This window comes from Antarcticimicrobium luteum, from assembly GCF_004358185.1.
Taxonomy (GTDB): domain Bacteria; phylum Pseudomonadota; class Alphaproteobacteria; order Rhodobacterales; family Rhodobacteraceae; genus Antarcticimicrobium; species Antarcticimicrobium luteum.
The window spans coordinates 16,954-33,442 of the sequence record NZ_SMUV01000069.1; the positions used below are offsets into that span (position 1 = coordinate 16,954).

Sequence of the window (16,489 nt, forward strand, 5' to 3'; positions counted from 1 at the left end):
GCTACCGTGTCACGATCTGCCAGGTTCCGTCCTGGTTGCGGATCACGCAGGCATCCTGCGTCAGCCTCGGCAGGACCGTCGTCGCCCCCGGCGGAACGGTCTGGCGCACCTCGGCCGGGCAGACCGGCAGGCTGACCGGATCATAGCCCTTTTCGGCCATGCACAGCGCCATGACACGGCCCCGCAAGCCTGCGTTCACATCGACGGTATAGACCGGCCCCTCGACCCAGTGACCCGGCCGCACCCAGCAATCCCCCTGGGCGTTGCACAGCCGCCTGCCGGGCACGAAGCGCGGCGGATATTGCCGTAGCTGCGGCGCCGCCGGCGCCTCGCGCAGCGCGCGCACCTCGCAGCGGGTGGTATCGGCCTGCATCCGCGCCACCGACACGCCGGGCCGGTAATACAGCTCCATCGGCGCGCAGGCCGACAGCACCAGACCCAGACCAAGCAGAAGAACACAACGTCTCATGGCTTCAGAATGCCGCAGGGGCGGCGGCGGTACAATTGAATTGACCGGTCCGGGGGCATCTGTCATTCAAAAACCTCTGGCGACAGGGAAGCAAAAGGCGATGAAGGTCATCATTTGCGGCGCAGGACAGGTCGGCTGGCAGATCGCCCGCCATTTGTCCAGCGAGCACAACGACGTCACCGTCGTGGACAACAACCCCGATCTGGTGCGCCGGGCCACCGACTCGCTGGATGTGCAGGGGATCGCCGGCTTTGCCAGCTATCCCGACGTGCTGGAGAGGGCCGGCGCCAAGGATGCCGACATGCTGATCGCGGCCACCTATTCGGACGAGGTCAACATGGTCACCTGCCAGGTGGCGCATTCGGTCTTTGGGATCCAGCGCAAGATCGCGCGGCTCAGGGCGCAATCCTATCTCACGGCGATCTACTCGGACCTCTACCGCCGCGACCACCTGCCCATCGACGTGGTGATCAGCCCCGAGCGCGAGGTCGCCGCGGCGGCGATGCAGCGGCTCTCGGCGCCGGCGGCCTTTGACACCGAAACCTTCATGGGCGGAAAGGCGCAGCTGCTTGGCGTAACGATCGAGGAGACCTGCCCGATCGTGAACACGCCGCTGCGCCAGCTGACCGACCTGTTCTCGACCCTGCGCGCCATCGTGGTGGGGATCCGGCGCGACGGCAGCCTGTTCGCCCCGGAACCGGACGATCAGCTGTTCATCGGCGACAACTGCTATGTCTTCGCCCATGCCGACGACGTGAACCGGACCATGGAGGTTTTCGGCAAGACGCAAAAGACCCAGGACCGCGTCGTCATCGTCGGCGGTGGGAATGTCGGGCTCGAAGTGGCCCGCGCGCTGGAAAACCGCAAGACGCGGACCCGCGCCAAAGTGATCGAACGCAACCGGGCCCAGGCCGAACGCGCCGCCGAGGCGCTGGAGCGGACCATCGTTCTCAATGGCGACGGGCTTGACGCGGCGCTGCTGAAGGAGGCCGGGATCGAACGCGCCGATGCCATGCTGGCGGTCACCGACGACGACAAGACCAACCTGCTCTCGGCGGTGCGCGCCAAGGCCGAGGGCTGCCCGCTGGCCATCGCGCTGATCAACGATCCCACGCTGGTGCCGCTGATGGAGCCGCTGGGCATCGACGCCTATATCAACCCGCGCGCCACCACGGTCAGCTCGATCCTGCGCCATATCCGCCATGGCCGGGTGCGCCAGGTCTATTCGATCGGCGACGCCGAGGCCGAGGTGATCGAGGCCGAGGTGCTGTCGACCTCGCCGCTGGCCGGTCAGCGGCTGCGCGACATAGATTTCCCCGAGGGCGTTCTGGTCGGCGCGGTGCGCAAGGGCGACGAGGTGCTGCGCCCCTCCGGCGCGCTGCGGATCGAAGAGGGCGACGTGGTGGCGATCTTTGCCATGGCCGCCGATGTTCCCGAGGTCGAGCGGCTGTTGCAGGTCTCGATCGACTTCTTCTGATCATGGCAGAGCGCAGAAAACCCGGCCTGTTGATGCGGCTGCCGTTGTCCCTGATGATCTGGGGCGTCGCGTCGCTGTCGATGTGGCTGCCGGCGATCCATGCCGAGATCCGCAAGAACCATCCGGTGGCGCAGTCGTTCTTTTTCGCCGGACTACTGGGGTTGGTGGGGGTGACGCTGATCGCGCTGGCGCTTGGTGGCGACCGCCGGTCGCGCCATGGCAGCCTGGGACAGCTGCTGACGCTGCTGACCACATTCGCGGCGCTGCCCGTCTTTCTGGCGCTGCCATTCTATGAGGCGCTGCAGACCACCAGCTATCTGAACGCCTATTTCGACATGGTCAGCGCGCTGACCACCACCGGGGCCAACCTGTTCGACGACCCGTCGCGGCTGGATGGCGCGTTGCATCTGTGGCGGGCGCAGGTGGGCTGGATGGGCGGGCTGGTGATGTGGATCGCGGCCTCGGCCATCCTGGCGCCGCTGTCGCTGGGCGGTTTCGAGATCACCGCGCGCGGCCAGCCCGGGCGCGCCGCGCCGCAGCCGGACAAATCCGCCGGCGTCGATCCCCGCCGCCGGTTGCTGCGGATCACAGCCGCGCTGACACCGGTCTATGCCGGGTTGACCATGATCGCCTGGGTCGTGCTGCTGATCGCCGGGGAATCCGGGCTGACCGGGCTTTGCCATGCGATGTCGGTGATGGCGACCTCGGGGATTTCTCCGGTCGGCGGGATGGCTGGCGCCCAGGGCGGGATCGCCAGCGAGGCGATCCTGTTTCTGTTCATGTTTTTCGCCCTGTCGCGGCTGACCTTTTCATCGGACACCGCCACGGTCCGCCGGGCCAGTCTGATGTCGGATCCCGAGTTCAAGACCGGGCTGCTGCTGATTCTGGGCATTCCGCTGCTGCTGTTCCTGCGGCACTGGCTGGCCGCGCTGGAGGTGAGCAGCGATGCCGATCCCCTGCTTGCGTTCCAGGCGCTCTGGGGCGCGCTGTTCACGGTGACCTCCTTTCTGACCACCACCGGGTTCCAAAGCGTCTATTGGGACGAGGCCGGGCAATGGTCGGGGCTGACCACGCCGGGGCTGATCCTGCTGGGGCTGGCGATGATCGGCGGCGGCGTGGCGACGACGGCGGGCGGGGTCAAGCTGCTGCGGGTCTATGCGCTCTATCTCAACGGCCTGCGCGAGATGGAGCGGCTGGTCCACCCCAGTTCGGTCAGCGGGGCGGGGCGGAACAACCGCCGGATCCAGAAGAACGGCGCCTTCATCGCCTGGGTCTTCTTCATGATGTTCGCCCTGACGCTCACGCTGGTCTGCGTGATTCTGTCCGCCCTGGGGCTGAGCTTCGATCAGGCCATCGTTCTGAGCATCGCGGCGCTGTCCACCACCGGCCCGCTGATCGACGTGGCCGCCGATACGCCGATCCGGCTGGCCGAACTGGGCGGCTGGGCCAAGGGTGTGCTCTGTGCAACAATGGTATTGGGGCGGCTGGAAACCTTGGCGATCATTGCGCTGATCACCCCTGATTTGTGGCGGAATTGAAAACATCGGTGAAAACCGCGCGCCCCGGAGTACGATTTCGGCTGGAAACTCCCCGAACCGCACTCCATACTCAAGCAGGAAGGGCGCGTTGGTCCGCAGCGCGTGGCAAGAACAAAGGCGAGATTTTTTAAAATGGCTTCGGACAGACAGAACCTGCAGGACGCGTTCCTGAACCACGTCAGAAAAACCAAGGTTCCGGTCACGATTTTTCTGATCAACGGCGTCAAATTGCAGGGCGTCATCACTTGGTTTGATAATTTCTGCGTATTGCTGCGCCGCGACGGTCAATCGCAACTTGTCTACAAACATGCGATTTCGACCATCATGCCGGCGCAACCGATCAGCCTTTATGAGGGCGAAGACGCTTCTTGATGGATCACGACAAGGAAGACACCCGCGCCTGGGTGCTTCATCCGGACATAAAATCCGACTTTGACCGCCGCGACCCCGCACCGGCGCTGGAGGAGGCCGTCGCGCTGGCGGCTGCCCTGCCGGGCCTCGATGTGGTGGGCGCCGATGTCGTGCGGCTGCCGCGGGCGCAGCCCGGCCATCTGTTCGGATCGGGCAAGATCGAGGAACTGGGCGCCAAGTTCGAGGCCAATGATGTCGGACTTGTGCTGATCGACGGGCCGGTGAGCCCGGTGCAGCAGCGCAATCTGGAAAAGGACTGGGGCGTCAAGATCCTCGACCGTACCGGGCTGATCCTTGAAATCTTCAGTGATCGCGCGCGGACGCGCGAGGGCGTGTTGCAGGTCGAGATGGCCGCGCTGTCCTATCAGCGCACCCGGCTGGTGCGCGCCTGGACCCACCTGGAACGCCAGCGCGGCGGGCTCGGGTTCGTCGGCGGACCCGGCGAGACCCAGATCGAGGCCGACCGCCGCGCCATCGACGACCAGTTGGTGCGGTTGCGCCGCCAGCTCGACAAGGTGGTCAAGACGCGCGAGCTGCACCGCAAGGCGCGCGCCAAGGTGCCCTATCCGATCGTGGCGCTGGTGGGCTATACCAACGCCGGCAAATCGACGCTGTTCAACCGGCTGACCGGGGCCGAGGTGATGGCCAAGGACATGCTGTTCGCCACGCTCGACCCGACCATGCGGCGGGTGGAGCTGCCCGACGGGCCCGAGATCATCCTGTCGGACACCGTGGGGTTCATCTCGGATCTGCCGACCGAGCTGGTCGCCGCCTTTCGCGCCACGCTGGAGGAGGTGCTTGCGGCCGATCTGATCGTGCATGTCCGCGACATCAGCCATGCCAGCACCGAGGAGCAGGCGAAGGATGTCGAGACGATCCTGACCTCGCTTGGCGTGACCGAAGAGCGGCCGCGGCTGGAAGTCTGGAACAAGATCGACCTGCTGGAGCCGGCCGAGCGCGAGGCGATGCAGGCCCGCGCGGGCCGCAGCGACACCGTCCTGGCGCTGTCCGCCCAGACCGGCGAGGGGATGGCGGATCTGCTGGCCGCGATCGCCGCAACGCTTCAGGAGGTGCAGCACGAAACCCGGCTGCACCTGGCCTTCTCGGAGGGGCGCAAGCGCGCCTGGCTGTTCGAGCAGGACGTTGTGCAGAACGAGGCGCAGACCGAGGACGGCTTTGACATCACGGTGATCTGGACCGCGCTGCAACAGGCGCGTTACGAGGGGCTCTGATCCCCGGACTCCGCGTCCGGCGGCGACTGGGGCAGGGACCGGGCGACCCGGGCCAGGGTCACCGCCGCGGCCAGCGGGCCGATCAGTTCGAACACGATGGTGGTGCCGACCGCCATGGCCATGATCATGGCGCCATGCTGCGGCAGCAGGTCCGCCGCGATCAGCGCCATGCCGATGGCGACGCCGGCCTGCGGCAGCAGCGCGGGGCCATACCATCTGCGCGCCGCCAAAGGTTCACCCGCGAGGGTGCCGCCGATCCAGCCGCCCAATATGCGCCCGCCAATTCGAAACGCCGCGTAGACCAGCCCGGCCGGGCCGATCATCCACAGCGCGTCGGCCTCGAGCGAGGCACCGGCCAGAATGAAGAAGATGATCATGAACGGCCATTGCAGGTGTTCGATCTCGTGAAAGGCGCGGGTATGGTGGCGCGCCAGATTGACGATGACCGCGCCTGCCGTCATGCCGGCGATGAGATAGGACAACTCCAGCCAGATCGACAGGCCGGCGGTGACAAAGACCAGTCCCAGCGCCTCGATCCGCAGCGGCTCGCCCTTGGACAACCGCCCGGTCAGCCGCGCGGCGGGCACCCCGATGGCCAGTCCCAGCAGCAGCGAGCCGACAACCTCGACCACCGACACACGCAGCGCCCAGAACGAAAGCTCGCCGCCATCGAAGGTCCGGGCCAGAACGATGACCATGCTGAACACGATCAGACCCCAGGCGTCGTCGATGGCGACGATTCCCTTGAGCGTGTGGGTAAAGCGATTCTCGACCCCGGTCTGGCGGATCACATCGTAGGTCGCGGCCGGATCGGTGGCGGTCGCCAGTGCCCCCATCACCAGCGCCGCCGCCAGCGGCACCCCGACCAGCCAGAGCCCCGCAGCCACCAGCGGCAGCGTCACCAGCACGATGGAGAGCGAGATCAGGACGATCGCCTTGCCATGCTCGCGCATGGTTCTAACCGACAACTCGCCGCCCAGAAGAAAGGCCACCATGGTCAGCGCGATGATCGAGATGACCGGGTACATTTCGGTCAGCAGCGCCGGCATCAGATCGAACCCGGCGGTGCCCGCCAGCAGTCCGCATCCGAGCAGCAGCGTCACCCGCGGCAGACGGGTGCGGTGGCCCAGTGAATCGGCCGCCAGCCCCAGCAGGAACAGCACCCCCAGCGTGATCAGCGCGACCGGAACCTGCGAGGCCAATGGTTCGGTCATTCCGGAACCAGATGCGTGACCCCGACCGAGGCGGCCCGCGCCAGATCGGCATCCAGCGACATCGGGATATATTCTCCGCGCCGCCAGAGCTGGGCCAGATCGTCGAAATGGCGCGACAGGAAATGCCCCGACTGGCCGGTGGAGATGATGAAGACCGAACTGTCGGGATCGGCCAGGTCGTAGACGCCGCGATAGCCCGCCCCGTGCACGTTGAGGAACGGATCGGGATCCTCGCCCGAGGTGCGGCCGCGCTGCAGCGTGTTGTCGCCGCCGCTGGTGGACTGGCGGATATTGACGAAATAGCGCAGCAGCGGCACCTCGCCCAGAACCGGATGGTCGTGGGTGGCCTGATGTGCGTCGCCCCAGCGCAGGCTTTCCAGCGCGGTGCCGTATTTTTCGCCGATCCAGACCAGCGCATCGTCGAGTGCCAGCCGCGCCATGTCGGTGCAGGTCTCGCGCGGGGCGCTCTGACGCACGTCGCACCAGATCGCGGCGCCGTCGATATCGCGGTAGACCCGTTCGATAAAGACCGGGTCCACGTGTTTGTACTCTTCCGCAAGCGGGCCGAGTTCGTCCTCGATCAGGCGTTTTTGAAGGGCACGCAGCCAGGCGGCATAGATCAGCGGCTCGGGCAGGTGTTCGTTCATCTCGCCGTTCCATTCGGCCAGCAGCGAAAGGGCGATCTGGCGCTGCCGCTCGGGCGTGCCGTCCGGCGCGGCCTGACCGGTGAACCACAGATCCGCGCCGATCAGCGGCAGCAGAGAGCGGGCGGTAAAGCTGACGGTGTCGAGCTGCGCCTCGATAAAGCTGTCGCGGGTATGGACCTGGCGGGCCTGCATCAGCCGCTGCCAGCGGTTGATGCGCTGGGTATCGCCCCAGACATATGAGATGTGGTTGGGAAAGGGGCGTTCGAGGATCTTGTTGTTGGTATTGCCGAGAATGCCGCCGCGCGGGCTGACGAATTCGGGGTTCGAGGCATAGGGCTGGCGGCCCTGCCAGCGGTTCTCGGTGCGCCAGCCCTGCACCGGCAGCCGCCCCTCGCTCTGCTGCCGGGGGTCGCGCCGGGGCGCCGCGCCCACGGTCTTGAAGGCAATGGTCTCGCGGTCGATCAGAATCAGGTTCTGCGACGGCGCGATATAGGTTTCGCCGGCCGCGATCGCCTTCTGCACGGTGGCGGCGCGCATCAGCCCCATCGCGGCGGTCATCGTTGTGTCCTGGCCGGTCAGCACGGTCCATCCGAGCGCGGCGACATGGCCCGGCGGCGTCACGGTTCCCAGATTGTAATGGCTGCCGGGCAGGACCGGGCCGTTCTCGGTCCAGCGCAGGGTCAGGGTGATCGGCGCGGCATCCTTGATCTGGATGATCGAGGGGCGGGTCTCGAACGACTTGTAGCCGTCGGGGGTGAGGTATTCGTCCGGGTTCTGCGGATTGACCTTTTCGATGAACACGTCCTGATCATCGAGGTAGGACGAGGTCACCCCCCAGCCCAGCCTGCGGCTGCGCCCCGAAAGCACGGCGGGTATGCCCGGAATGGTGGCGCCGATCACGCCGCCGTCCCGCAACTCGATCCGGGCCAGATACCAGGTCGAGGGCGCCGAAAAGCCCAGATGCGGATCATTGGCCAGAAGCGTGCCGCCCGAGGCCGAGCGTGACGGTGCCGCCGCCCAGGCGTTCGAGGCCCCCGCCAGCCCGTGCCTGGGGAAGGGCGACAACGGATCATCGGGCATGGCCGTGGCTTGGGCATAGCGGGGCAGGTCCGGAAACATCTGCGCATATTCGGGCAGCGCGGCGATGCCGGTGCCCGGGGCATCGGGCAGGATGTCGCGCAGCCGCTCGTTGTCGTCCAGCATCAGCGCGGTGCGCGCGCGCAGCACCTCTTCCTCCAGATGCCCGCTGAGTTGCACCGCCATGAGCTTGAGCAGCGCGACGGAGTCTGCGGGCTGCCAGGGGGCGACCGGAGCGTTGAACAGGAACATCTCGGGGGCGCCGCGCCCCAGCGCCTCGTCATTGATTTCGGTCAGGCGGGCGTTGACGCCGGCGGCATAGGCGTCGAGCGCGGCACGGGTATAGGCGTCCTGAGCTTCGAGCGATTGCTGCGCCAGACGATAGAGGTCGAGCCGCCGCATCAGCCGGTCGAACCGCGTGGTGCGGGTGCCGAACACCTCGGACAGCCGCCCCTGAACGGTGCGGCGCATCGTGGTCATCTGCCAAAGACGGTCCTGCGCATGGGCATAGCCCAGCCCGAAGAACACGTCCGGGTCGTCCTGTCCGAAGATATGCGGGACGTTGGCGTTGTCGCGGATGATCTCGACCGGGGCGGTCAGCCCCGCAACCTTCCGTGTCTGCGAATAGTCGGGGAGCGACTGGCTGGCCAGGAAATAGACCAGCCCGATCGCCAGAACCACCAAAGCCACAAGACCGGCGGCGATGCGCAGCAGCCAACGAAAGATTTGTCCCATATGTTCCCCCGCATCCTGCGCCGGTCCGGCCGGTCTGGCCGTTGGCGTTACGCTAGGCGAATTCTCGGGGCGGTGAAAGTCACCGCACCCGTTTCGCGGCGGAATGCGTCAGGGAATGATACGGGTGTATTTGGTCCCCTCGAGGGTGGCGCCGACGCGCAGACCGGCCTGACCGAACACTGCGGCGATAATCGGCGACCGCAGCGTGTTGGTGTCGGCGGCGACCGAGTCGCCCTCGTCGCGGATCACATACTCCAGATCGCCGCCGGCGGCCCAGCCGGACGAGCGGCGGAATTCGGTCAGCGCGTCCTCGGTCATGAAGAACAGCACGTGGGCATATTGCTGGGCGCCGATCTGGAACCCGGCGCTGCCCTTGACTGTGGAATAGTAATCGACGGTCGCGCCGTTCACCCGCAACGCACCGCGGCCATAGGCGCCGCCCAGGCCCAGTCCGGCCTCGGTCACCAGCGGCATGACCAGCATGCCGGTCGATTTCTCGGACAGCGTCACGGTGTTGGGATAGCGGGCGTACATCTGGGTCAGCGTGGAGTCGACGCGTGCGTCGATCTTGGCCGCCTTGTTGGAGCCCACGCCGTTGCCGCAGGCGGCGGTCACGCCCATGGCGGACAGCGCGCTCAGGGTAAAGGCGCGGCGGGTCAACCGGGATTGGATCGCTTTGGTCATTGGATTTGCCTGTTCTGGAACTGCTCTGACCGGTTTTCCGGCCTTGGGGGCGCTTATACGCCCGCAAGGCGGTTCTGTCACCATGCATGCGCAGCATATGGGCGGGATATTGCCCGGCGTCACGGTGGGGCGGGGGCGCCTCAGAGAAGGAGATCCCCGACGTCGATCGCGCTGACGGCGTCCAGAACGATGCCGAAATCCGCCTTTCTGTCGCCGTCGGTATCGGCCCGCACCAGAATGTCGTCGCCGTCCACCCTGGTAATCACGCCGGGCCCGTCACCGGAAAAGCGCCCGTCGATCTCCAGGGTAAAACTGCCGGAGGTCAGCTTGGAAAGATCGATGAGATCGGTGCCGCTGATGAAATCGCGTATATGGTCGGATTTGACAAAAGGCCTGCTGTCGCTGACCTTGATAAAGCGAAAGGTATCGGCCCCCTCATGCCCGTAGAGAGCATCCTCGCCTTTGCCGCCAATCAGGGTGTCATCGCCGTCTTTGCCGGACAGAACGTCCTTGCCATATCCACCCCGGAGGATGTCGTTGCCCGCGCCCCCGGCCAAGTCGTCCGCGCCGGCATTGCCAAGCAGGCGGTCCCTGCCGATCTTGCCCGACAGCATATCCTCGCCGGTGCCGCCGATCAGCTTGTCCCGGCCGGCGCCCCCGTTCAGGCGGTCGTCTCCGTCCAGTCCGGAGAGCGTATCGCGGCCGCGTTTTCCCGACAGATCGTTGTTGGCCTGATTGCCGCTGATGATGTCGTCGCCGGACCCGCCCAGCGCATTTTCGATCAGCGACCGGGTGTCGCCCTCGTGCAGCAGCGCATTATAGATGTTCCCGCTTGGCCGTTCCCCGTCGCCGAGCCGCGCCAATTGCTCGCTGCTGAAGACCGAGGCCGCCCCCGGAGCCAGATCGATCACCAGGTCGGTGTCGTAGGCGGTCAGATCAAAGGTGTCGGTGCCGCCGCCGTCCCAGATGGTGGCAAAGATGCGGTTGTTGCCGGGGTTGATGGCGACCTCGCCATTCACCAGCGTCTGGCCGCTGTCCGGTGTCCAGCTGTAGCGCGTATCGCCGGAGTTGGTCTCATAATCCGCGCCGTAAAGGTGCTGGAGCGCGGCAATGTCCAGCATCATGAAGCTCTGCGCATACCCCCAGGTCTCGTTCTCATAGGCGGTTCCGGTCGATCCCAGATAGGACCGGTAGGTCATGATGGTGAATTCCATCGCGTTGTAGTCCGCCGGAACCGCGCCGAACGAGCCGATCTCATGGGCGTGCTCCAGCCCCAGCGCATGGCCCATCTCATGCAGGACGGTGATATGGGAATAGTTGCCCGCGCGCGGGCTGGAGAAATCGAAGGCGACGTCGCTGAACCAGACGTCGCCACCCTCGTCGCCGGCATAGGGAAAATAGCTCCAGGCGGTGCCATATCCATAGGGATCGAGGCTGGTCTGCGCCAGGCGCAGATGGGCCTTTGGCAGCGTCGTCGACGTCACGTCGAGCGCGGTGAACCCCTCGAGGGAAAACCCGTCATTGGCCGCGGTTCCGGCCGCGGTGTCGAGGCCGAACCCGGCGGTGGTCTGAATGCCGGTCGAGGCGGTGTACAGGCCGAACTGCTCGCCCGCGCCATAGCTGCTGTCGTATTCCCAGCTGCCGCCGGGAAAGCTGTAGCTCAGCGTCGCATCGCCCCAGTGGAGCGTATTGAGGATGCCGTCGATGCGGGCATCGCCCGTCGCCGTGGTCCAGGACGTGGTGTGTCCGATTCCGCTCATACCCTTGCCTTTCGTATGGACCGCAAGACCGCTCAGCCGTTCAGATACCGCGCTACCGCCGGCGCGAAATAGGTCAGAACCCCGTCACAGCCGGCCCGTTTGAAGGCGAGCAGGCTTTCCAGCATGACCTTTTCACCGTCCAGCCAGCCGTTCTGCGCGGCGGCCTGCAGCATCGCGTATTCGCCCGAGACCTGATAGGCGAAGGTCGGCACGCCAAAGGTGTCCTTGGTGCGCCGGCAGATGTCCAGATAGGGCATGCCGGGTTTGATCATCACCATGTCGGCGCCCTCGGTCAGATCGCGCTCGATCATGCGCAGCGCCTCGTCGGAGTTGGCCGGGTCCATCTGATAGGTATTCTTGTCGCCGGTCAACGCGCCCGAGGCGCCCACCGCATCGCGGAACGGCCCATAAAAGCCGCTGGAGTATTTCGCCGCGTAGGAGAGGATCATCACCCGCTGATGGCCCTCGGCCTCCAGCGCCTGACGCATGGCGCCGATGCGGCCGTCCATCATGTCGGACGGCCCGATGATGTCGGCGCCGGCCTCGGCCTGCGCCAGCGTCATCCTGACCAGCGCCTCGACGGTGCGGTCGTTGACGATCTCGCCGTCCACCACGAAACCGTCATGGCCGTTGATGTTGTAAGGATCGAGCGCGACATCGGTCATCACCGCCATCTCCGGCACCGCGTCCTTGATCGCGCGGATCGCCCGGTTGCACAGGTTGTCGGGGTTCCAGGCCTCGGCGCAATCCTCGGTCTTGAGGCTGGGATCGGTATAGGGAAACAGGCAGATCGCCGGGATGCCCATGCCGTAGGCCTCCTTCGCCGCCTTGGCGATCAGATCGACGCTGCGCCGCATCACGCCCGGCATCGAGGCGACCGGCTCCTCCTCGTTCACGCCGTCGCGCACGAAGACCGGCCAGATCAGATCCGCCGTGCTCAGCGTGTTTTCCCGCACCAGCCCGCGGATGGCGGGGGATTGGCGAGCTCGGCGCGGCCGGGCGGCGGGAAACGGGGCGATCGTGGGTTTCATGGCGCGGACTCCTTGAACAATTGGTTATTGGGTGGCATGGAAAACCGTCCCCCACAAGGGGATCAATGGCCGCGCCCCGGCGGGCATACCGGCCGGGGCGGAATTCGGCGCGCGAAAGGGCAGGGCGTTTGGACTGGTACAGCACGGTTTTCGAACTGATCGACATGCGCTCCTTTTCGAACCTGTGGTTCTGGATCGCTCTGGCGGTGGCCTGGTCCTCGGCCAGCCACTGGGTCCTGGGCGTGCCCTATGACATGGTGCTGCGCGCGCGCCGGGTGGGCGGGCAGGCCGAGCGCGACCTCGAGGACATCGCCAGGGTGAACGTGAACCGCGTGCTCTATATCGCGCGGGTGTCGGGGCCCTGGCTTGTCGGGATCCTGTTCTTTGTGCTGACCAGCATGGCGATTCTGGGGTTTGTCTATCGGGTGGAATTCGCCCAGGCGCTGGTCCTGCTCGGCGCGCCGATGTCCGGGGTCGCGGTGCTGAACGTCGGGACCGCGGCGCGGATCGAACGCGAACAGGCCCATGGCCCCTTGTTGCACAAGCGGCTGACGCGCTGCCGGCTCTACACCCAGATGATCGGCACCTTGTCGATCTTCGTGACCGCGCTGTGGGGGATGTACCAAAACCTGTCGCTGGGCGTCCTGGGATAGTGCCGGGCGATCAAGGGGGCGAGAGCGGATGACAGAATCCAGCCACATCACGGTGGGCGGCGCACCCGAGGGGTACGACGCGCAGCTGATCCTGAACGAGATTCAGCGGACCGGCGCGCCGGTGCTGCATATCGCGCGCGATGACAAGCGGATGGAGGCGATGCGCGCGGCGCTGGCCTTTCTCGCGCCGGACATGCCGGTCATCGCCTTTCCGGGCTGGGACTGCCTGCCATATGACCGGGTCTCGCCCAACGCCAGCATCTCGGCGGCGCGGATGGCGACGCTGGCGGCGCTGGTGCACCAGATGCCCAGCCACTTTGTCCTGCTGACCACGCTCAACGCGGCGAGCCAGCGGATCCCGGCGCGCGAGATCCTGCGCGAGGCCGCCTTTACGGCCCGCGTCGGCCACCGCATCGACGAGGGCGCGCTGCGCGGCTTTCTCGTCCGCATGGGGTTCAGTCAGAGCCCCACGGTGATGGAGCCCGGCGATTACGCGGTGCGCGGCGGTATCATCGATATCTATCCACCCGGAGAGGCCGGGCCGGTGCGGCTCGATCTGTTCGGCGATGTGCTCGACGGCGCGCGGCGGTTCGACCCGGCGACCCAGAGGACCACCGAGAAGCTTGACGTCGTCGAACTGGCGCCGGTCTCCGAGGTGATCCTGGACGAGGCCGCGGTCACCCGGTTCCGCCAGAGTTATCGCATCGAGTTCGGCGCCGCCGGCACCGACGATCCGCTCTACGAGGCGGTGAGCGCCGGGCGCAAGCATCAGGGCATCGAGCACTGGTTGCCGTTCTTTCACGAAAAGCTCGAGACGCTGTTCGACTACCTGCCCGGCGCCACCATAACCCAGGACGATCAGGTGACCCCCACCCGTCTGGCCCGCTGGGACAGCATCGCCGATCAGTACGAGACCCGGCGCCTGGCAATGCAGGCGAAATCGCGCCACGACACCGTTTACAAGCCGATCCCGCCAGACCTTCTGTTTCTTGACGATGCCGCCTGGCAGGCGGCTGTGTCGGGGCGCCGTCTGCTCCAGTTCAATCCGCTGCCCCAGGCCAGCGGCCCCGGTGTGATCGACGCCGGCGGCCGCATCGGGCGCAATTTCGCCCCAGAACGCCAGCAGGAAAACATCAGCCTTTTCGGTGCATTGGCGGACCATATTCGTGCCAAGCTTGATAAGGGTCCGGTGCTGGTCGCCTCCTATTCCGAGGGCGCGCGCGAACGGCTGGCCGGGTTGATCGAGGACGAGGGGCTGGCCGAGACCATCGAAGTGCGCAGCGCCACCCGCATCGGCAAGCGCGGCCTGCACCTGGCGGTCTGGGCTTTGGAGGCCGGTTTCGAGACGCCGGATCTGACCGTAATCTCGGAACAGGACGTGCTGGGCGACCGGCTGATCCGTGCGCCGAAGAAACGCCGCAAGGCCGAAAATTTCCTGACCGAGGCGCAGTCGCTCTCTCCCGGCGATATGGTGGTGCATGTGGATCACGGCATCGGCCGCTATCACGGTATGGAGGTGATCACCGCCGCCGGTGCCGCCCACGAATGCCTGACGCTGGAATATGCCGAAAGCGCACGGCTTTACCTGCCGGTCGAGAATATCGAACTGCTGTCAAAATACGGCCATGACGAGGGGCTCCTCGACCGGCTGGGAGGCGGCGCCTGGCAGGCCAAGAAGGCCAAGCTCAAGGAACGCATCCGCGAGATGGCCGACCGGCTGATCCGGGTCGCCGCCGAGCGTGCCCTGCGCCGCGCGCCCGTGCTGGAGCCCGAACACCACGCCTGGGAGGCGTTCTGCGCCCGCTTTCCCTATCAGGAGACCGACGACCAGCTGCGCGCCATCGCCGACGTGCTTGGCGATCTGGACAGCGGCCAGCCGATGGACCGGCTGATCTGCGGCGATGTCGGTTTCGGCAAGACCGAGGTGGCGATGCGCGCCGCCTTCGTTGCCGCCCTGTCCGGCGTTCAGGTCGCGGTGATCGCCCCGACGACGCTGCTCGCCCGGCAGCATTATGCCAGCTTTGCCGAACGGTTCCGCGGCTTTCCTCTCACGGTGCGCCAACTCAGCCGTTTCGTTTCCTCGTCCGAGGCGGCCAAGACCCGCGAGGGGCTGGCGAAGGGCACGGTCGATATTGTCATCGGCACACACGCGCTGCTGGCCAAGGGGATCCGGCTCAGGAATCTCGGCCTGCTGATCATCGACGAAGAGCAGCATTTCGGCGTCTCGCACAAGGAGAGGCTGAAACAGCTGCGCTCCGACGTTCACGTGCTGACGCTGACCGCGACGCCGATCCCGCGCACGCTGCAACTGTCGCTCTCCGGCGTGCGGGATCTGTCGATCATCGGCACGCCCCCGGTCGACCGGCTGGCGATCCGCACCTATGTCAGCGAATTCGACGCGGTGACCGTACGCGAGGCCCTGCTGCGGGAACATTATCGCGGCGGGCAGAGTTTCTATGTCGTCCCGCGCATCTCGGATCTGCCGGAGATCGAGGCGTTTCTCGGCGAACAGCTGCCGGAACTGAGCTATGTGGTGGCGCATGGCCAGATGGCGGCGGGTGAACTCGACGACCGAATGAACGCCTTTTACGATGGGAAATACGACGTGCTGGTGGCCACCACCATCGTCGAGAGCGGCCTCGACATCCCCACCGCCAACACCATGATCGTGCATCGCGCCGATATGTTCGGTCTGGCGCAGCTGTATCAGATCCGCGGCCGGGTGGGCCGGTCCAAGACCCGCGCCTATGCGTACCTCACCACCAAGCCGCGCGCGAAACTGACCGCCACGGCGGAAAAACGTCTGCGTGTGCTGGGCAGCCTCGACACACTGGGCGCAGGGTTTACCCTGGCTAGTCAGGATCTCGACATTCGCGGCGCCGGCAACCTGCTGGGCGAGGAACAGTCGGGCCAGATGCGCGACGTGGGCTATGAGCTGTATCAGCAGATGCTGGAAGAGGCGATCGCCAAGATCCGGGCCGGCGAGATGGAGGGGTTGAGCGAGGCCGACGACCAGTGGGCTCCGCAGATCAACCTCGGGGTGCCGGTGTTGATCCCCGAGGCCTATGTGCCCGATCTCGACGTGCGGCTGGGCCTCTACCGGCGGCTCTCGTCGCTGACCACCAAGGTGGAGCTGGAGGGGTTTGCCGCCGAACTGATCGACCGTTTTGGCACGCTGCCGAAAGAGGTCAACACGCTGCTGCTGGTGGTGCGGATCAAGGCGATGTGCAAACGCGCCGGCATCGCCAAGCTCGACGGCGGGCCAAAGGGCGCGACGATCCAGTTTCACAACGACAAGTTCGCCTCGCCGCAGGGGCTGGTGGAGTTCGTGCAGGCGCAGAACGGGCTGGCCAGGATCAAGGACAACAAGATCATCGTCCGCCGCGACTGGCGCAAGGACAGCGACAAGATCAAGGGCGCATTCGCCATCGCCCGCGATCTGGCCGAAAAGGTGGTGGCGGAGAAGAAAAAATCCAAGGCGGCAAAGGCCTGATCGGGGAAAGGCAAGCGCCCCCGGCGTTGTTTTGCTGAATGAACTTCCGTCGGAGGCACGCGGTTCTG

At 66.0% G+C, this 16,489-nt stretch carries 12 protein-coding genes; 6 read left to right on the forward strand and 6 right to left on the reverse strand.

The genetic code is table 11. The features are described from left to right. Nucleotide 1: 1 nt before the first annotated feature. Nucleotides 2-469 carry a hypothetical protein gene (locus E1832_RS13980; protein WP_133360385.1) on the reverse strand — a complete coding sequence of 156 codons (468 nt, stop codon included), beginning with the start codon at nucleotides 467-469 and terminating at the stop codon, nucleotides 2-4. A 100-nt stretch (nucleotides 470-569) separates the two neighbouring features. Here E1832_RS13980 and trkA point away from each other — a divergent pair, with 100 nt between their 5' ends. From trkA to hflX, 4 genes are all read left to right on the forward strand, one after another. After that, the gene (gene trkA / locus E1832_RS13985) at nucleotides 570-1,946 is read left to right on the forward strand and encodes a Trk system potassium transporter TrkA (protein ID WP_133360386.1); all 1,377 of its coding nucleotides are present in this window, start codon (nucleotides 570-572) and stop codon (nucleotides 1,944-1,946) included. A 2-nt stretch (nucleotides 1,947-1,948) separates the two neighbouring features. After that, nucleotides 1,949-3,484: a TrkH family potassium uptake protein gene (locus tag E1832_RS13990; RefSeq protein WP_133360387.1), complete on the forward strand. Its 1,536-nt coding sequence runs from the start codon at nucleotides 1,949-1,951 to the stop codon at nucleotides 3,482-3,484. 132 nt (nucleotides 3,485-3,616) lie between these two features. Then, a complete protein-coding gene (gene hfq / locus E1832_RS13995) occupies nucleotides 3,617-3,856 on the forward strand; it encodes an RNA chaperone Hfq (RefSeq protein WP_008204623.1) in 240 nt (79 codons plus the stop codon). Next, a complete protein-coding gene (gene hflX / locus E1832_RS14000) occupies nucleotides 3,856-5,127 on the forward strand; it encodes a GTPase HflX (RefSeq protein WP_133360388.1) in 1,272 nt (423 codons plus the stop codon). The genes hfq and hflX overlap by 1 nt, the downstream gene beginning before the upstream one ends. Here hflX and E1832_RS14005 read toward each other — a convergent pair. From E1832_RS14005 to hemB, 5 genes are all read right to left on the reverse strand, one after another. Then, complete coding sequence (locus E1832_RS14005) at nucleotides 5,112-6,341, reverse strand: cation:proton antiporter (RefSeq protein WP_133360389.1); 1,230 nt, start codon at nucleotides 6,339-6,341, stop codon at nucleotides 5,112-5,114. The genes hflX and E1832_RS14005 overlap by 16 nt on opposite strands. Continuing rightward, a complete protein-coding gene (locus E1832_RS14010) occupies nucleotides 6,338-8,800 on the reverse strand; it encodes a penicillin acylase family protein (protein ID WP_133360390.1) in 2,463 nt (820 codons plus the stop codon). The genes E1832_RS14005 and E1832_RS14010 overlap by 4 nt, the downstream gene beginning before the upstream one ends. A 108-nt stretch (nucleotides 8,801-8,908) precedes the next feature. Next, nucleotides 8,909-9,484 (reverse strand): lipid-binding SYLF domain-containing protein, encoded by a 576-nt coding sequence (locus E1832_RS14015; RefSeq protein WP_133360391.1) that lies wholly within the window; start codon nucleotides 9,482-9,484, stop codon nucleotides 8,909-8,911. A 140-nt stretch (nucleotides 9,485-9,624) separates the two neighbouring features. Further along, nucleotides 9,625-11,244, reverse strand: coding sequence for a M10 family metallopeptidase (locus E1832_RS14020; protein WP_133360392.1), 1,620 nt, complete (start codon nucleotides 11,242-11,244; stop codon nucleotides 9,625-9,627). 32 nt (nucleotides 11,245-11,276) lie between these two features. Continuing rightward, complete coding sequence (gene hemB, locus E1832_RS14025; protein WP_133360393.1) at nucleotides 11,277-12,275, reverse strand: porphobilinogen synthase; 999 nt, start codon at nucleotides 12,273-12,275, stop codon at nucleotides 11,277-11,279. A gap of 128 nt (nucleotides 12,276-12,403) precedes the next feature. On the opposite strand from hemB, the gene E1832_RS14030 reads away from it, so the two are divergent. Further along, nucleotides 12,404-12,928: a component of SufBCD complex gene (locus tag E1832_RS14030; protein ID WP_133360394.1), complete on the forward strand. Its 525-nt coding sequence runs from the start codon at nucleotides 12,404-12,406 to the stop codon at nucleotides 12,926-12,928. Between the two features lie 28 nt (nucleotides 12,929-12,956). Continuing rightward, nucleotides 12,957-16,421 (forward strand): transcription-repair coupling factor, encoded by a 3,465-nt coding sequence (mfd, locus tag E1832_RS14035; RefSeq protein ID WP_133360395.1) that lies wholly within the window; start codon nucleotides 12,957-12,959, stop codon nucleotides 16,419-16,421. Nucleotides 16,422-16,489: the final 68 nt, after the last annotated feature.